This window comes from Eikenella longinqua (assembly GCF_001648355.1).
Taxonomy (GTDB): Bacteria; Pseudomonadota; Gammaproteobacteria; order Burkholderiales; family Neisseriaceae; genus Eikenella; species Eikenella longinqua.
Genome location: NZ_LXSL01000029.1, coordinates 1 through 15,477, shown reverse-complemented (window position 1 = coordinate 15,477; position 15,477 = coordinate 1). Strand labels below are relative to the sequence as shown.

At 57.2% G+C, this 15,477-nt stretch carries 15 protein-coding genes and 1 rRNA gene; 4 read left to right on the top strand and 12 right to left on the bottom strand.

All coding sequences use genetic code 11. The features are described from left to right. Positions 1-70: 70 nt before the first annotated feature. Entirely contained in the window at positions 71-517 is a 447-nt protein-coding gene (locus A7P95_RS12255) for an alpha/beta hydrolase (protein ID WP_245636599.1), read from the bottom strand. Positions 518-592: 75 nt separating this feature from the next. Beyond that, positions 593-850, bottom strand: a complete 258-nt coding sequence (locus tag A7P95_RS12250) for a hypothetical protein (protein ID WP_245636598.1) — start codon at positions 848-850, stop codon at positions 593-595. Between the two features lie 181 nt (positions 851-1,031). Between A7P95_RS12250 and A7P95_RS09200 the strand changes: the two genes are divergently transcribed. Next, positions 1,032-1,943 (top strand): LysR family transcriptional regulator, encoded by a 912-nt coding sequence (locus A7P95_RS09200; RefSeq protein WP_067594370.1) that lies wholly within the window; start codon positions 1,032-1,034, stop codon positions 1,941-1,943. A 212-nt stretch (positions 1,944-2,155) separates the two neighbouring features. On the opposite strand, the gene A7P95_RS09195 is transcribed toward A7P95_RS09200, so the two are convergent. From A7P95_RS09195 to rpe, 3 genes are all read right to left on the bottom strand, one after another. Beyond that, positions 2,156-2,626 carry a cytochrome b gene (locus tag A7P95_RS09195; protein WP_067594367.1) on the bottom strand — a complete coding sequence of 157 codons (471 nt, stop codon included), beginning with the start codon at positions 2,624-2,626 and terminating at the stop codon, positions 2,156-2,158. Positions 2,627-2,872: 246 nt separating this feature from the next. Then, a complete protein-coding gene (locus A7P95_RS09190) occupies positions 2,873-3,457 on the bottom strand; it encodes an NAD(P)H-dependent oxidoreductase (protein ID WP_067594364.1) in 585 nt (194 codons plus the stop codon). 170 nt (positions 3,458-3,627) lie between these two features. Beyond that, positions 3,628-4,311, bottom strand: coding sequence for a ribulose-phosphate 3-epimerase (gene rpe / locus A7P95_RS09185; RefSeq protein WP_067594361.1), 684 nt, complete (start codon positions 4,309-4,311; stop codon positions 3,628-3,630). A gap of 175 nt (positions 4,312-4,486) precedes the next feature. Between rpe and A7P95_RS09180 the strand changes: the two genes are divergently transcribed. Next, a complete protein-coding gene (locus tag A7P95_RS09180) occupies positions 4,487-4,900 on the top strand; it encodes a Spy/CpxP family protein refolding chaperone (protein ID WP_067594358.1) in 414 nt (137 codons plus the stop codon). Positions 4,901-5,093: 193 nt separating this feature from the next. On the opposite strand, the gene A7P95_RS09175 is transcribed toward A7P95_RS09180, so the two are convergent. The 6 genes from A7P95_RS09175 to A7P95_RS09150 form a co-directional block, all read right to left on the bottom strand. Then, positions 5,094-6,440 carry a deoxyguanosinetriphosphate triphosphohydrolase gene (locus tag A7P95_RS09175; protein WP_067594355.1) on the bottom strand — a complete coding sequence of 449 codons (1,347 nt, stop codon included), beginning with the start codon at positions 6,438-6,440 and terminating at the stop codon, positions 5,094-5,096. A gap of 78 nt (positions 6,441-6,518) precedes the next feature. Beyond that, positions 6,519-8,195 (bottom strand): energy-dependent translational throttle protein EttA, encoded by a 1,677-nt coding sequence (gene ettA, locus A7P95_RS09170; RefSeq protein ID WP_156503571.1) that lies wholly within the window; start codon positions 8,193-8,195, stop codon positions 6,519-6,521. A 56-nt stretch (positions 8,196-8,251) separates the two neighbouring features. Continuing rightward, on the bottom strand, positions 8,252-9,034 hold the full coding sequence (locus A7P95_RS09165; RefSeq protein WP_156503570.1) for a hypothetical protein: 783 nt from the start codon (positions 9,032-9,034) through the stop codon (positions 8,252-8,254). 231 nt (positions 9,035-9,265) lie between these two features. After that, positions 9,266-10,090 (bottom strand): hypothetical protein, encoded by an 825-nt coding sequence (locus A7P95_RS09160; protein WP_067594349.1) that lies wholly within the window; start codon positions 10,088-10,090, stop codon positions 9,266-9,268. Between the two features lie 152 nt (positions 10,091-10,242). Further along, positions 10,243-10,458, bottom strand: a complete 216-nt coding sequence (locus A7P95_RS09155; RefSeq protein ID WP_067594346.1) for a hypothetical protein — start codon at positions 10,456-10,458, stop codon at positions 10,243-10,245. Between the two features lie 86 nt (positions 10,459-10,544). Beyond that, positions 10,545-11,534, bottom strand: a complete 990-nt coding sequence (locus A7P95_RS09150; protein ID WP_067594343.1) for an RluA family pseudouridine synthase — start codon at positions 11,532-11,534, stop codon at positions 10,545-10,547. A 612-nt stretch (positions 11,535-12,146) separates the two neighbouring features. Between A7P95_RS09150 and A7P95_RS09145 the strand changes: the two genes are divergently transcribed. Then, positions 12,147-14,876 carry an Rne/Rng family ribonuclease gene (locus tag A7P95_RS09145; protein WP_067594339.1) on the top strand — a complete coding sequence of 910 codons (2,730 nt, stop codon included), beginning with the start codon at positions 12,147-12,149 and terminating at the stop codon, positions 14,874-14,876. 171 nt (positions 14,877-15,047) lie between these two features. Further along, entirely contained in the window at positions 15,048-15,173 is a 126-nt protein-coding gene (locus A7P95_RS12360; RefSeq protein WP_281179419.1) for a hypothetical protein, read from the top strand. 214 nt (positions 15,174-15,387) lie between these two features. Here the strand turns inward: A7P95_RS12360 and rrf are convergent. Then, positions 15,388-15,477: ribosomal RNA gene (gene rrf / locus A7P95_RS12515) — 5S ribosomal RNA — on the bottom strand; the annotation flags it as partial.

The following is a 15,477-nucleotide window of genomic DNA, read 5'->3' as shown; positions in this document are numbered from 1 at the left end:
TTATAACTTTTCCCAAATGGATGAAGTTGTTGGCTTCCGCTATACCCGCGTTGATTTAGCCCATGACTTCCTAAGCGGCGAATACAGCGTAAATGACGCCCTGACCGCTTACCGCAATGGCGCATTCCCAACGACCGTTGTTCAACTGCACTTTCATTTGGTAACGCGCTTCGGCGGTTTGCGGCTGGGTGCGGTCGTAGCCGCCTTGGGCGTTTTGTTTCATATTGATTTCATAGCCGTTTGCCATGATGCGGGTCATGTCATACATGGTGCTGGTGGCAACCGCTTTGATACGGGTGTCGTTCACGGCGGCGTTCAAGGCCATGCCGCCCCAACCGCAAATGCCCAAAATACCGATTTTGTCGCGGTTTACGAAGTTTTGCAGGCCGAGAAAATCAACGGCAGCGGAAAAGTCTTCGGTGTTGATGTCGGGAGATGCCATATTGCGAGGCTCGCCGCCGGATTCGCCCAGGTAGGACGGGTCAAACGCCAAGGTTACAAAACCGCGTTCCGCCATAGATTGGGCATAGATACCTGCCGACTGCTCTTTTACTGCACCAAACGCACCGGCAACGGCAATTGCGGGCAGTTTTTAACCCGGGCGGATGTTTTTGGGCACATACAAATCGCCAACCAGCGTGATGCCGTAGCGGTTGCGGAAGGTAACTTTGTGGTGTTCCACTTTATTGGATTGCGGGAAAATTTTGTCCCATTCTTGGGTAAGCTGCATGGTTTGGACTCCTTTCATCGGGGTAATGCTAACGTCTGCCAGCGCGGGAGCGGACAAGGTGAGCGCAACGGCGGCAGCGGCGGCGGTTTTCAGGAAAGATTTTTTTGCGAATGTTTTCATGGGGTAGCTCCTAAGCTGTTGTTTATCGGAATGGGTGCATTATAGGGGTGGACTGGGGTTGGGACAATGAATAAAATCGGAATTGTGGATTCGCAAATATGGAATAATCATTTCACGAAAGGCTACCTGAAATATTTTCAGGTAGCCTCTCAGGCGTCCACTGCCCGACAGAAAGCCGAAAATGGACAAACTCAACGCCCTAAAACACTTCTGCTCCGCCGCCGAGACCCTGCAATTTCGCGAAACCGCCTTGCGCCTGTCTGTTTCCCCGCAGGTGGTTACGCGGGTGATTGCCGAATTGGAAACCGCTTTGGGCGAGCAGCTTTTTACCCGCAACACGCGCAATATCCGTCTGACCGAATTTGGCGCAGAATTTTTGCCGCGTGCGCAGGCTTTGCTTGCCGAGAGTGAAAACCTGTTTGCCGCCGCAAAAACGGAAGACGAAATGCGCGGGATTGTGCGCATTACCGTGCCGCAGCTTTTGCAGCATAGCGAAATTTTGCCGCTTCTGTTGGCAAAATGTGCCGATTATCCCGAGCTTTATCTGGACTGGCGCGGCAACGATTCCAAGCTCAACGCGGTGGAAAACCAAATCGACATCGGCATCCGCGTCGGCATTGAAGCCGAAGACTTGATGATTGTCCGCAAAATCTGCGACACTGCCGACAAAATCGTCGCCTCGCCCGCCTATCTTGCCCGCCACGGCACGCCCAAAACGCTGGACGAACTCGCCGCCCGCTTTCCCGCGTCGTCGCTCATAAACGCCGACACCAACCGCCCGTGGGGCTGGCCGATAAACCCTGATTTGCACGTTTTCCCGAAAAACATCCGCCTAATTACCGACGACACCCGCAACGAGCTTGCCGCCGCGCTTTCAGGCGACGTGGTCTGCTATACCACCGATTTTTTGTGCCGCCCCCATCTGCAAAAAGGCGAACTGGTGGAACTTTTCCCCGAAATTCCCCGCCGCCCGTGGCAGCTTTATGTGTACCGCCCGCAGCGCACGGTAACGTCGGTGCGTGTGTTAAGGGTGTTTGACTGGCTGACACAGATTATGCGGGAGGTTTATGGGAATACGAAACGCGCGGGCTGAAAGATTTTCAGGTAGCCTCTGCCACGGGAAGGCTACCTGAAAATGCCGCTGCAATGCCGTAGAAGAAGCTCCGCGAAGCCAGAAATATCGAGCCCGCCGATGCAAACCATTTTTCAGGTAGCCCCTGCAGCACAACAGGCTACCTGAAAAACAAACGGCCACGGTATCTGCACCGCGGCCGTTTGTGTATGCAAAGATTCAAACCGTTGCAATCAGGGGTTGCCATACATCCGGTGCAGCACGGATTCGCCCTTCACAGCATGGATAATCACCATGGCAATATGCCCGGCCACCAGCGCCAGCAGCACGAAAGCCAGCTCGCCGTGCAGCTGGTTGCCCAGCTCCACCAAGGCTTGCCTGCCCTGCTCGCGGCCGATTTGGCGGGCAATGCCGAGGGCAGGCACGGCCAGCATCAGGGCATACAGCGCCCAATGGCCGAGCTTGGCGGCGATGTTGTTGGCCGGGCGGCGGTTGCGTTGTAGCAGCGCCCACAGCACGCGGCAAACGGCGAGGAACATCAGCAGGAAGCCGGCGGCCTTGTGCGGGCCGATCAGGCTCATCATCAGGCTTTGGTTGGCATTCCAGGCGATGGCGGTGCCGAACATAAAGAGATAGCAGGCGGCCATGCCCCAGTGCAGGATGCGGGTGAGGGTGCCGTAGCGTTGCGGGGTATCGGGTTTCATGGTTTTTCCTTTTTTAATAAGTGGTTGTGTGATAAAGGGGCGCGATTATACACGTTTTGGCCGGCGAGGGCTGTCTTTCATGCCGGCAGCTTGCGTGGAGAAGGCGGCGGCGCGGCAGCAGCGGATTGCGGGGGAATGAGCGCCCGGCCCTTTCCGATATGCTTCTGGCAAAGCAAAGGCTACCTGAAAAATGTTCGGATACATTTTCAGGTAGCCTGATGTTGGTTTGCAGACAATCTGGGCAGATTATGCCCGACCGAACACTTGGTTCAAGTGCGCGGTATAGTTCGCAATATATTGCTCTACCTGCGGGTTTTTGATCACGTCGTTGCAGATAAACGTGGGCAGGCGCGTGCTGCCCAGAAATTCGTTGGCTTTGTGGAAATGCAGGTATACGCCGTCCACGCCCGCACCTTCGAAGAAGTCGCCGGGGCGGGTGAAGGCTTCGATAGGCGCGTTCCAAGTGAGCGAGAGCATGTGTTTGCGGCCTTGTAGCAGACCGCCGCTGCCGTAGCCTTCGGTGGGGTTGGCGCGATGTCGGCCGTCGCTTTGCCAGAGCTTGTCGTAGCCGAAGGTAAACACTTCGTCGATGTATTTTTTTACTGTCCACGGCTCGTGCATCCACCAGCCGGGCATCTGCCACACCACGGCATCCATCCACAGGAATTTTTCGATTTCCGCGGCGGTGTCGTAGCCTTGGTCGATTACGGTTTCTTGGGTAGCGTGGCCGTTGGCGCTCAAAACGTCTTTAGCGGTTTGATGCAAGGTGTGGTTGAGGCGGCCTTCGGAAGAGCCGAAGCGCTTTCCGCCGTCTAACAATAGGATTTTCATGCTGTTTTCCTTTTTTGCTGTTTACAAAGCAGGCCGATGGTATCCCGTTTCCATATTCGGGGCAAACAGCGGGCGAGATAAAGGCTACCTGAAAAATGTGTCCAGATATTTTTCAGGTAGCCTTTTATGTGCTTCTATGCGCTTCGTGTTGCAAGGATTTTTCAGGTAGCCTATGCGCCTGCTTTGGCGAGCTGTGCGCGCATTTCTTGAATCACCGCCGCGTAGTCGGGCTGGCTGAAGATGGCGGAGCCGGCCACAAAGGTATCCGCGCCGGCGGCGGCGGCTTCGGCGATGTTGCCGGCTTTGATGCCGCCGTCCACCTCAATCAGGATGCGGCGACCGCTTTCGGCGGCGTAGAGGTCGGTGAGCGAGCGCACTTGGCGGATTTTCTCCAGCGTGTGCGGGATGAATTTCTGCCCGCCGAAACCGGGGTTTACCGACATCAGCAGCACCAAGTCGATTTTGTCCAACACGTTTTCCAGCACATACACCGGCGTGGCGGGGTTGAGCACCAGCCCGGCGCGGCAGCCGCTATCGCGGATCAGGCTCAGGCTGCGGTCGATATGGCGGCTGGCTTCGGGGTGGAAGGTGATGATGTCGGCACCGGCTTCGGCGAAGGCCTGAATCATCGCGTCCACCGGCTCCACCATCAGGTGCACATCAATCGGCACGGTGGCATAGGGCTTGAGCGCGGCGCACACCATCGGCCCGAAGGTGAGGTTGGGCACATAATGGTTGTCCATCACGTCGAAATGGATCCAGTCGGCGCCGGCGGCAATCACATTCCACACTTCTTCGCCCAAGCGGGCGAAATCGGCGGATAAAATGCTCGGGGCGATACGGTAGTCGGTCATGGTTGTGCTCTCTTAGATGGTTGGGTGCTATAATTAAGCGCATATTGTGCCAAAAACGCCATGTTCCGCATCACAATATGGTTTACACAGGTTTACTCGAATTATACCGTGTTTCACGCCGCCATTCGTATACTGGCTGCACATTTATACAGTTATACTGGATCAAAGAGTTATCATGACTCAGCGCTTATTTCCCCGCCGGCAGGCTCTCTGCCGCTGTTTTTTCGCTTCCGTGATGCTGGCCGCCGGCTCTGCGGCTTGGGCAGACGGCCCTTGCGACATGCGCCAACTCTCGCTCAGCAGCAGCCAGCAGGAGCAGATGCGCCAAGTGCGCGCCGAATACCGCCAGCGGCTCGACAACCGGGTGGCGCAATCGCGCAACCTGCGCCAATACACCACGCAGGCTTCCAACCTGGTGCTGGCCGGCCCGGTGTTCGACGACAATATGGCGCGGCATTATGTGAACGAAAAATACGCACCGCAGATGCAGCGCGAAGTGGAAAACCTGCGCGCCCAGCACGCCCTGCTGCAAATCCTCACCCCGCAGCAGCGGCAGGAATGGATGCGGCACTGCATGCACCACCAATAACGGTTTCCCCGAAAAAGGCTACCTGAAAACCCGAGCAAGGTTTCAGGTAGCCTTTTATTTGGCGGACGGGTTGGGCGCATCACGCCGCCACATCATATTTCTATCTGTTTCTGTCCCAATTTTCGACCTATAAAGGCTACCTGAAAACGAGTGCGGCGTTTTCAGGTAGCCTTCTATCCCTGCGCCCAAACGGCTAGAGCATCCCGATGCCCGACACTTCGCGCGCCAGCCGTGCGGCGGCGTTGTCGGTCATACCGCCCACGAAATCGAGGATTTTCATGTAGGCGACGTAGAGCGTGTCGTGTTCGTTCAGCGGGTCGTCGCGCAAAAGCTCGAGGGCGAGCGATTGGCGGGCGCTCACCTGCCGCTCGGTGATGTAGGCGAAGGCGGCAGGCACCAGCAGGTTTAGAATCGAGCCGATGCAGGGAAAGGCGGCAATCTCGGTGATGAGCTTGCTTTGGTGGCGGAACACGCGGGTGCGCGCCAGCTCTTTGGCCTGCTCCAGCGTGTCGCGCACTTCGGGGGTGCACACGCCGAGCAGGTCTTTGCCTTGAAAGCTGCCGGCGAGCAGGTCGGCATGGTGCAGCATGAAGGTTTGCGCCATATCGTCGATGGCGCGGCCGATGGCCATGCCGCGCAGCATGGCGCAGCGCTGGCGGGCGGATTGCTCGGGCCAAACTTTGTTCACTTGGGTGTGCACCATGCCTTGCAATACGTTTTCCACTTCGCGGTCGTCCAAGAGGCCGAGCTCGACAGCGTCTTCCAGGTCTAAGAGGGCGTAGCAGATGTCGTCGGCGGCTTCCATCAGGTAGGAGAGCGGGTGGCGGCTCCAGTGGTGCGGGCCGATTTCGGGCAGCCCCAGCTCGGCGGCCACGCATTCGATAAACGGCAGCTCGGTTTGGTAGATATTGAATTTTTTTAAGCCCTGCGGCGCGGAGGTGGTCCAGGGGTATTTGAGCAGGGCGCCGATGGAGGCGGCAGTGAGGCGCATGCCGCCGCGGTGGCGGTACATTTCGAGGTTGGAGAGGATGCGCAGGCTGTGGGCGTTGCCCTCATAAGTTTGCACGTCGCGGCGTTCGGCTTCGGCGAGGTTTTTCAGGTAGCCTGCGTGGGCGGGGTCGCGGAACCAGTCGCGCAGGGCGTCTTCGCCGGTGTGGCCGAAGGGCGGGTTGCCCATGTCGTGCGCGAGGCAAGCCACCTGCACCACGGCGCCGATGTCGGAGGGGGTGTTGCCCGGCGGCAGGAAACCGCCCTTGGCCAGCATCACGCCCACGCGGTTGCCCAGGCTGCGCCCCACGCTGGCCACTTCCACGCTGTGGGTGAGGCGGTTGTGGGTGTGGTCGTGTTCGGCGAAGGGGTGCACTTGGGTTTTGCGCCCGAGCCGCCGAAACGCTCCGGAAAACACCACGCGGTCGTAATCGATGTGGAAATCGGTGCGCAGGGCGTCGGCACCTTCCTGGCTGGAGGGGGTAACGGTGGCCACCAGCTGGCCGTTTTCGGGCTTGAAGCGTTTGGTGCTGAGCAGTTGCTGCCAGTTCATGCTTATCCTTTTGTTTTACTGATTGATTGAGGCTACCTGAAAACCGTTCGGCTGATTTTTCAGGTAGCCTCTTGACGCTTAGCGTGTTACCGGCTTATAGCGGATGCGTTTCGGTTTCGCGCCCTCTTCGCCGAGTCGGCGTTTCTTGTCGGCTTCGTATTCCTGATAGTTGCCGTCGAAGAATACCCATTTGGAATCGCCTTCGCAAGCCAAAATGTGCGTGGCGATGCGGTCGAGGAACCAGCGGTCGTGCGAAATCACCATCACACTGCCGGCAAATTCCAGCAATGCGTCTTCCAGCGCGCGCAGGGTTTCCACGTCGAGGTCGTTGGACGGTTCGTCCAGCAGCAACACATTGCCGCCGCTCAACAAGGTTTTTGCCAAGTGCAAACGTCCGCGTTCGCCGCCGGAAAGCTGCCCCGCGATTTTGCTTTGGTCGCTGCCTTTAAAGTTGAAGCGTCCCAAATATTGGCGGGCGGGGATTTCAAACTGCCCGACCTGCAAAATGTCGCGTCCTTCGGCGATGTTGTCGAACACGGTTTTGTCGTTTTGCAAACCTTCGCGGCTTTGGTCGATTAAGGACATTTTCACGGTCTGACCGATTTTGACTTCGCCTGAATCAGGCTGCTCTTTGCCTGAAATCATTTTGAACAGCGTCGATTTACCCGCGCCGTTCGGGCCGATGATGCCGACAATCGCGCCCGCAGGCACTTTGAAGCTCAAATCGTCAATCAGCACTTTGTCGCCGAACGATTTGGAAACGTTCACAAATTCAATCACTTCGTTACCCAAACGCTCGGCAACGGGAATAAAGATTTCCTGCGTTTCGTTGCGTTTTTGGTATTCGTAGTTGCTCATTTCCTCGAAACGCGCCAGACGCGCTTTAGACTTGGCTTGGCGGCCTTTGGCATTTTGGCGCACCCATTCCAATTCCTGCTTCATCGCCTTCACACGCGCGGCTTCGGATTTGGCTTCGTTTTCCAGGCGTTTTTCCTTTTGTTCCAGCCAAGACGAGTAATTGCCTTTCCACGGAATACCGTGTCCGCGGTCGAGTTCCAAAATCCATTCGGCGGCGTTGTCGAGGAAATAGCGGTCATGCGTTACCGCAACCACCGTGCCGGGGAAGCGCACGAGGAATTGCTCCAGCCATTCGACCGATTCCGCGTCCAAGTGGTTGGTCGGCTCGTCCAGCAGCAGCATATCGGGCTTGCTCAACAAGAGTTTGCACAAAGCGACGCGGCGTTTTTCACCGCCCGAAAGATTGCCGATTTTGGCATCCCATTCAGGTAGCCTCAGCGCGTCGGCGGCGATTTCCAATTCGTGTTCCGCACCGCCGCCTGTGGACGAACCTGCCGCAATAATCGCTTCCAAGCGGCCCTGCTCTTCCGCCAGCGCGTCGAAATCCGCATCGGGATTGGCGTACTCGGCATAGACTTCTTCCAAACGCTTCTGCGCGGCGGCCACTTCGCCCAAACCGCTTTCCACTTCCTCGCGCACGGTTTTTTCGGGGTCGAGCTCCGGCTCTTGCGGCAGATAGCCGATTTTGATGCCGCCCATCGGCACGGCTTCACCCTCAAATTCCTTATCCACGCCCGCCATAATCCGCAGCACGGTGGATTTGCCTGCGCCGTTCAAGCCGAGCAGGCCGATTTTCGCGCCGGGGAAAAAGGACAGGGAAATGTCTTTGATGATGGTTTTCTGCGGCGGAACAACCTTGCTCACGCGCAGCATGGAATAGACGTATTGGGACATAATGGTTTCTTTCAATCAGTTGGTTGCACAATCAATTTGATGAGCCTGGAATACTGCAATCAGTCATATAAATATAGATTCACGATGCGCAGCATTTCCGCCTCAATGGCAGGCAGATGTTTCGGCGCACTCACGCCGTCTTCCTGAGTAATCTTCAATTGCCGTTGCGGCCTATTGTAATGGATTTTCAGCTTTTCGTTTCTAAATAGCTGCTTGAATTGGTAGCGATACACCAAATCATGCTTGGTGGGCACGCCTTGTTCCAAATCCAACAGCATGAATTGGGGCGTTTCGTCCAAATGCCAAATCAGAGTGGCGAAATCTTCTTGGCGGATGCGGTAAAGCGTTTCTGCGGTGTAGGGGATTTTATCCGAGATGCCGGCTTTATAGCGCCGCCACCCGGCCAGCACGGCCTGCCGCACGCCTTTCTCCCGACCCTGCATCAGGCTGCTGGACACCACCACATAATCGTGCCGCTCGCCATACGCCACATGGCGGCGTTTAATCCGCACCCCAATGCGCGGCCGGAACAGCAGGCCGAGGAAAGGATGCTGTTTTTTCAGCTCTTCCTCGCCCCAACCCACCTCTGTGATATTGTCCCATCGGGCAGACCAACGGCGGTGCTTATCTGAAAAATTGAGCGCATCATGTACCGTAATGCCTTGCTCATCCATCGAAATCACCGGCTTGCGCAGCAGCAAAAACCAGCCGCTCGCGCTCCCGAACACTGCCTCTCCCGCTGCCGCCATATACAGCAAGCCGCAGCAGAAAAGCGCAGCAAACCCGCCCAGCAACAGCAAAGGCAGGGAATGCCACCAGCTGAAATAAATCTTCCGCTTCATTTTTTTGCCCAAATCATGCCCGCCAAAGGCTACCTGAAAATACAGCAATAATGTAGAGAAACGTCATTCTTATTTTTCAGGTAGCCTCCTCCGCCGTCTGAGGCTACCTGAAAACATCGGCTGCAAGATATAGCGGATTCAAATTAAGAAGAGGCAAGGCAGCGAGCCAATGCAATAGCATTCTTATTTTAATTCGCTATGGTTCACACCCTCTGCCGCCAAGTCATCTACTCATGAAAAAACCACTTCCTCGCGCTCGGGGTGTTTCCACAAAAACAGATAACAGTTGAGCAGATAAACCATTTCCGCCTCAATCGCAGGCAGATTTTTTGGCGGAAGGCGGCTGTCTTTTTGCCAAATGCCCAGCTTGCCCCATTTCTCATCGTAAACCAGATCAAAGGCCTCCCTGCTGAAAAAATCATGCCGGAACACAAATCTTGCCCGTAAGTTTCTGGAACATTCCGGCGACTTCTGCCACACAAATTTTGTCGATTGCACCATCTGCCGAATCAAACCATTGAGCTCTCCAAGATGGATGCGGTATAGCGTTTGTGCCGTATAAGGAGTTCGGCGGGACACACCGATTCGGTAATCCAACCACGCCGACAGCAATTCATCGCGCACAGCCCGCGCGCCCTCCCGGATTACCGCGCTGGAATGTATCAGGCATTCCTCGCCGTCATAAGCCACCTTCACATAATAGTGATCCTTCAAGCCTTCGCGGGGAACAACCTTGTAAATAAAAATATCCGACACCGCCTGCCAGCTCACCGACCATTTGCGCCGCTGCGAGGACAGCAACAACACATCGTTTACCTCAATGCCCCGATTATCCATGCGGATCACCGGCTGCCGAAACAAAACAAACACCACAACAAGCAATACCGGCAGCTCCGCCGCCAGCAGCACAAACCAAAGCTCTGATATCGGCATGCCCAGCATCACACTGCCCAGTATCACACTAAAAAACACGGCGCTCACCACCATGATTAACATCGCGCCAAGCATCAGCCATCCCAAAGAACGCCACACGCTCAAATAAAAAGCTTTTTGCATCAACCTCTCCTGCCATGCCGCTCACTTTTCAGGTAGCCTCCCCGCCGCCAGAGGCTACCTGAAAACCAACTCCGCAAATTTCCGCAAAACCAAACGCAACGGCAACACGGCAAAACCGCCATTCCCATTTTTCAGGTAGCCCTTCCGCCGCCCTACTTCAAACCGCGCCCCGCACCGCGCAGCATGTTCAACATCAGCTCGTCTGCCTCCGCCTCGGCTTCTCGGCACACCCGCTCCTGCCGGATGATTTCCTCAATATCCGCGCGGCCGCTGTCGGCAGGCTGGGTAATAACCTGCTTCGGGCGTTCCAAAGAAAAGCCCTCGGGCAGGATCACTTTGAATTTGGGCGATTGATTGTTTTGCTGCATATTTTCCTTTTTTCCTTTCTTGTCAAACGGCTAACAGGCCACCTGAAAACCGAAAACGAACCTCCGAAACAACGAGCCGCCATTTTTCAGGTAGCCTCATCCTGCGCTGCACCCTGCCGCAGGTTTGCCAACACCTGCTGCAATTCCTCCGGCAGCGGCGCGGTCAGCACCAGTGTTTCGCCGCTTGCCGGGTGCGCCAGCTCCAAGCGGTGCGCGTGCAGAAACATGCGCTTGAGGCCGAGCTTTTTCAGGCGGCGGTTGGCGGTGTAGTCGCCGTAGCGCTCGTCGCCGGCAATGGGGCAGCTTTGCGACTGCATGTGCACGCGGATTTGGTGCGTGCGACCGGTGCGCAGCGTGGCCTCCATCAGGCTCAACGCGGAAAGCCCCACCGCATGCAGCGGCGTGCCGCCAAACCGCTCCAATTCGCGAAACAGCGTGTGTGCGCTCTGCCCTTCTTCGCTCACGCGCACCATCTTCTCGCCCGCCGCGCCGGTGTATTTAAACAGCGGCAGCTTCACCTGCCGCACCTCCTGCGGCCACGCGCCCACGCCCAGCGCCAAATACACCTTCTTCGGCTGGTCGTTGCGCCAAGCTTCGTGCAGCTTCACCAGCGCGCTGCGCCGCTTGGCCACCACCAACAGCCCGCTGGTATCCTTGTCCAGCCGGTGCACCAATTCCAAATAGCGCGCCTGCGGCCGGGCGCGGCGCAGCTGCTCGATCACGCCGAAACTCACGCCGCTGCCGCCGTGCACCGCCACGCCTGAAGGCTTGTCCACCACCAGCAAATGCTCGTCTTCAAACACAATTTCAAACTCGCGCGGCGGCACGGCGGCCTGCTGCTCGGTTTTCTGCGCCAGCCGCACAGGCGGAATGCGCACTTCGTCGCCCGCGGCCAAGCGGCTGTCAGCGGCCGCGCGTTTTTTGTTCACACGCACTTCGCCGCCGCGGATGATGCGGTGGATATGGCTTTTGGGCACGCCCTTGAGCTGCCGGATTAAAAAGTTATCCAGACGCTGGCCGGCGGCGGCTTCGTCAATGGTTAAATAATTAACTGAATTTTTGCTAATTGCTGGCATTTTCTCTATAATCCGCTTCTTGCTGGGAGAGCGCTTGAGGCTACCTGAAAAACGGGCTTCACGAAGTTCAAACATGCGGCGCGGCAAACATTCTGCGCCACCCAACGAAGCCGAAGCGAAAGTAGCCGCCGCTTTCAGCAAGTTTATTATTACTGTTTATTTTATCGTAAAAAGACAATTCCGAACGGCTTTCCTTTGCCTGCCGTTAATTTCAGGCAAATTAAAGAGTAATTGAGTTTCACCGCTCCGGCAGCCACAGCGGCCCAAGACGCGGCACAGCGCCGCCGCCCTGCTGCCGGGCATAAAGAAGATCGCATACCGAATTTTATCCGCCGCAGGCACCCTGCCGCCGCGTCCGAATACGCAGCGCTGGCCATGCTTCCGGCAGCTTTAAATCACCCGCCGCCAGTCAGCGGCCGTGCGGCAGCCATGCCACAGCCCTCGTTCTTTCATTCCTTCTTTACCGATTTCCGCCCGCCGCGCCCAAGCCGGCCGCCATCCCGAACGCATACGCCGCTCGGTTTTTCAGGTAGCCCCAAGCGGCGGCAGAACATCGCCAAACTGATTACCACGCTTCGGAATTGCAAACCAACGCAAAAGGTTAGCAATATCATGAAACGCATGTTGTTTAACGCCACCCAGGCCGAAGAGCTGCGCGTGGCGATCGTGGACGGGCAAAACCTGCTCGATTTGGATATTGAAACGCTAGGCAAAGAACAGCGCAAAGGCAATATCTACAAAGGCATCATCACCCGCATCGAGCCCTCGCTCGAAGCCTGCTTCGTGGACTACGGCACCGACCGCCATGGCTTCCTCCCCTTCAAAGAAGTTTCCCGCGCCTATTTCCAAGACTACGAAGGCGGCCGCGCCCGCATCCAAGAGGTATTGCAGGAAGGCATGCAGGTTATCGTGCAGGTGGAAAAAGACGAACGCGGCAACAAAGGCGCGGCGCTCACCACCTTCATCAGCCTGGCCGGCCGCTATCTCGTGCTCATGCCCAACAACCCGCGCGGCGGTGGCATTTCCCGCCGTATCGAAGGCGAAGAGCGCCAAGAGCTCAAAGCCGCCATGAGCCAGCTGGACGTGCCGCACGGCATGAGCCTCATCGCCCGCACGGCCGGCATCGGCCGCAGCGTGGAAGAGCTGCAATGGGATTTCAACTATCTGCTGCAATTGTGGCGCGCCATCGAAGAAGCCGGCAACGCGCATCAGGATCCCTACCTGCTGTTTATGGAAAGCTCACTGCTCATCCGCGCCATCCGCGACCACTACCGCTCCGACATCGGCGAAATCCTTATCGACAACCGCGAAGTGTTCGGCCAAGTGCAGGAATTCATGAGCTATGTGATGCCGCACAACGTGGGCAAGCTCAAATACTACAGCGACCACATCCCGCTCTTCTCCCGCTTCCAAATCGAGCACCAGATTGAAAGCGCCTTCTCGCGCTCCGTGAGTCTGCCCTCCGGCGGCGCCATCGTGATCGACCACACCGAAGCGCTGGTTTCCGTGGACGTGAACTCCGCCCGCTCCACCCGCGGCGCCGACATTGAAGAAACCGCCTTCGAAACCAATATGGAAGCCGCCGAAGAAGTGGCGCGCCAAATGCGCCTGCGCGACTTGGGCGGCCTAATCGTGATCGACTTCATCGACATGGAAAACCCCAAGCACCAACGCGACGTGGAAAACACCTTGCGCGACGCGCTGAAGAAAGACCGCGCCCGTGTGCAGATGGGCAAACTCTCCCGCTTCGGCCTGCTTGAGCTTTCCCGCCAGCGCTTGCGCCCCTCTTTGGGCGAAAGCAGCCATGTGGCCTGCCCGCGCTGCGCCGGCACCGGCGTAATCCGCGGCATTGAATCCACCGCCCTGCATGTGTTGCGTATCATTCAAGAAGAAGCGATGAAGGACAACACCGAAGAAGTGCACGCCCAAGTGCCGGTGGACGTGGCCACCTTCCTGCTCAACGAAAAACGCGCCGAACTGTTCGGCCTGGAAGAGCGGCTGGATGTATCCATCCTGATGATTCCCAACACCCATCTGGAAAACCCGCACTACAATATCACCCGCGTGCGCCCCGACGACGTGGACGATGATGCCGAACCGAGCTACAAACAGGTGGAAGTGGCAGAAAACGACGAGCCTACTCTAGAACTTGGCCAGCAGGCCAAACCGGTCAAACCCGAGCCGGCCGTAAAAGGCATCAAGCACAGCAGTCCCGCCCCCGTGGTTCAACAGCCTGCCGAACCCGGCCTGCTCGTCGGCATCGGCGCCTGGTTTGCCAAACTGTTCGGCGGCAGCGAAAGCAAAACCGAAGCCCAGCCGCAAACCAACAGCCGTAGCGGTGGCAACCGCAACTGCCAGCAGCAATCCAACCGCAACCGCCGTAATAACCGCAACCCGCAGCGCAGCCAAAATGGCAGCCGACGGGAAGGCGCTGCCGAAGTGCTTGAGCGCAACGTAACGCAGCCGGAAACCGCTCAAAGCGATTCTGCGCAAAACAACCCGCGCCAGCGCCGCCGCCAGCGCAAAGACAATACCGTTCAGGTAGCCTCCTTAGCCGATAGTGCCGACTTGCAGGCCGTAAGCAGTGCCGAAGAAATCGGCAGCGAAGTGCGTGCTCCGGCAGAAAAACGCGATAACGGCGAACGCAGCGAGCGCAACAATGAGCGTAGCGAGCGCCGCAACGGCCGCGGCCGTCAATCCGGCAGTCAGCGCAACGGCAAAGGCCGCGGCCGCCAGCGCAACATCCCTTCGGCACAAAAAATCATCCAATATCTCGATATCCAGCTGCAAGCCGAGCTGGTGCAGGCTTCCGCCGCCGTCGTATTAGGGCTGCAAACCGAAGAGCCTGCTACCGCAGCATACGAAGTACTGCAGCCTGCTGACAGCGCAGACAACAGCCAGCCCTTGGTCATCACCATTCCGGATGTAGCGGAGGAAAGCGATGCCGCCACCCCCACTTTTGTATTCGCACAGGAAGAAGCCGCGGGCACCGAGGCTGCCACTGTTAGCACAGTAGAAGAAGGGGCCGCCTCTATCCAAGCAGCAGCCGAGGCTGTGGAAGCCGCCACTGCCGCTGTGATTGGCCATACCGAGCAGCAGCATGAAACCAGCACGGAGTTGCCTGTGGCATCTTCACCAGTTGCCACCACTCCTCCTAGCAGCTTCGATTTGGGCGGCCTAGTGTTGGTTCAAACCGATCCTTCTGCCCTACCCGCCGCCGAGCAGCACTCCGCAGAGCCTGAGCTACCACGCGGCAAACGCAGATCCGATCTAGCTTCGACTGCACCTACCGCCGCACTCCAGCCGCAAGAGTTGCAGCAAATCGAAACCCAACGCGACTGAGCAGGTTTTTCAGGTAGCTCCTAACCCTCTCAGTGAGAGATCAAACGCCCTAACCAGTTTCAACTGGTTAGGGCGTTTGATTGTTGCAAACAAAATAGAAAAAGTCATACAGCGCTCCACCTGAAGCCGAACGCCCGGGTAACCGGCAACATCCGCACCCAATCGCTGCAAGTGGAAGACGGCGCCGTTTATACCGGCGACATCCGCATGGACCGCAACGCCGGCAACGCCACCCTGCCCCCCGCCGGCAGTCCCGACAAGGCCATCGCCCCACCTGAGAAAGCAGCAGGCAAATAAGTCCAAGCCTGTTCGCTGTTTTCCCCATACAGCATAAGCAAAGGCTACCTGAAACTTTTCAGGGCCTTTGGCTGCTTTGCCTCGTATAAACTGAACCACAACTCGCCGCCGCTACATATTCTCCCCTACTTTATTCCTCAAGATTTTCTCTGAAATTCGCTTGTCCCCCACAAGGAAACACCCCGGCTGATTAAGCCGGGGTGTCGGAATAGGTGTTTGGCAGTGTCCTACTTTCGCACGGGTATCCGTACTATCATCGGCGCTGGTTCGTTTCACGGTCCTGTTCGGGATGGGAAGGCGTGGG

Excerpts from the sequence above, each read along its gene's own strand:
- A7P95_RS12255 (WP_245636599.1), bottom strand. The coding sequence starts at position 517 with ATGGCGGAACGCGGTTTTGTAACCTTGGCGTTTGACCCGTCCTACCTG.
- A7P95_RS12250 (WP_245636598.1), bottom strand. The coding sequence starts at position 850 with ATGAAAACATTCGCAAAAAAATCTTTCCTGAAAACCGCCGCCGCTGCC.
- A7P95_RS09200 (WP_067594370.1), top strand. The coding sequence starts at position 1,032 with ATGGACAAACTCAACGCCCTAAAACACTTCTGCTCCGCCGCCGAGACC.
- A7P95_RS09195 (WP_067594367.1), bottom strand. The coding sequence starts at position 2,626 with ATGAAACCCGATACCCCGCAACGCTACGGCACCCTCACCCGCATCCTG.
- A7P95_RS09190 (WP_067594364.1), bottom strand. The coding sequence starts at position 3,457 with ATGAAAATCCTATTGTTAGACGGCGGAAAGCGCTTCGGCTCTTCCGAA.
- rpe (WP_067594361.1), bottom strand. The coding sequence starts at position 4,311 with ATGACCGACTACCGTATCGCCCCGAGCATTTTATCCGCCGATTTCGCC.
- A7P95_RS09180 (WP_067594358.1), top strand. The coding sequence starts at position 4,487 with ATGACTCAGCGCTTATTTCCCCGCCGGCAGGCTCTCTGCCGCTGTTTT.
- A7P95_RS09175 (WP_067594355.1), bottom strand. The coding sequence starts at position 6,440 with ATGAACTGGCAGCAACTGCTCAGCACCAAACGCTTCAAGCCCGAAAAC.
- A7P95_RS09165 (WP_156503570.1), bottom strand. The coding sequence starts at position 9,034 with ATGAAGCGGAAGATTTATTTCAGCTGGTGGCATTCCCTGCCTTTGCTG.
- A7P95_RS09160 (WP_067594349.1), bottom strand. The coding sequence starts at position 10,090 with ATGCAAAAAGCTTTTTATTTGAGCGTGTGGCGTTCTTTGGGATGGCTG.
- A7P95_RS09155 (WP_067594346.1), bottom strand. The coding sequence starts at position 10,458 with ATGCAGCAAAACAATCAATCGCCCAAATTCAAAGTGATCCTGCCCGAG.
- A7P95_RS09150 (WP_067594343.1), bottom strand. The coding sequence starts at position 11,534 with ATGCCAGCAATTAGCAAAAATTCAGTTAATTATTTAACCATTGACGAA.
- A7P95_RS09145 (WP_067594339.1), top strand. The coding sequence starts at position 12,147 with ATGAAACGCATGTTGTTTAACGCCACCCAGGCCGAAGAGCTGCGCGTG.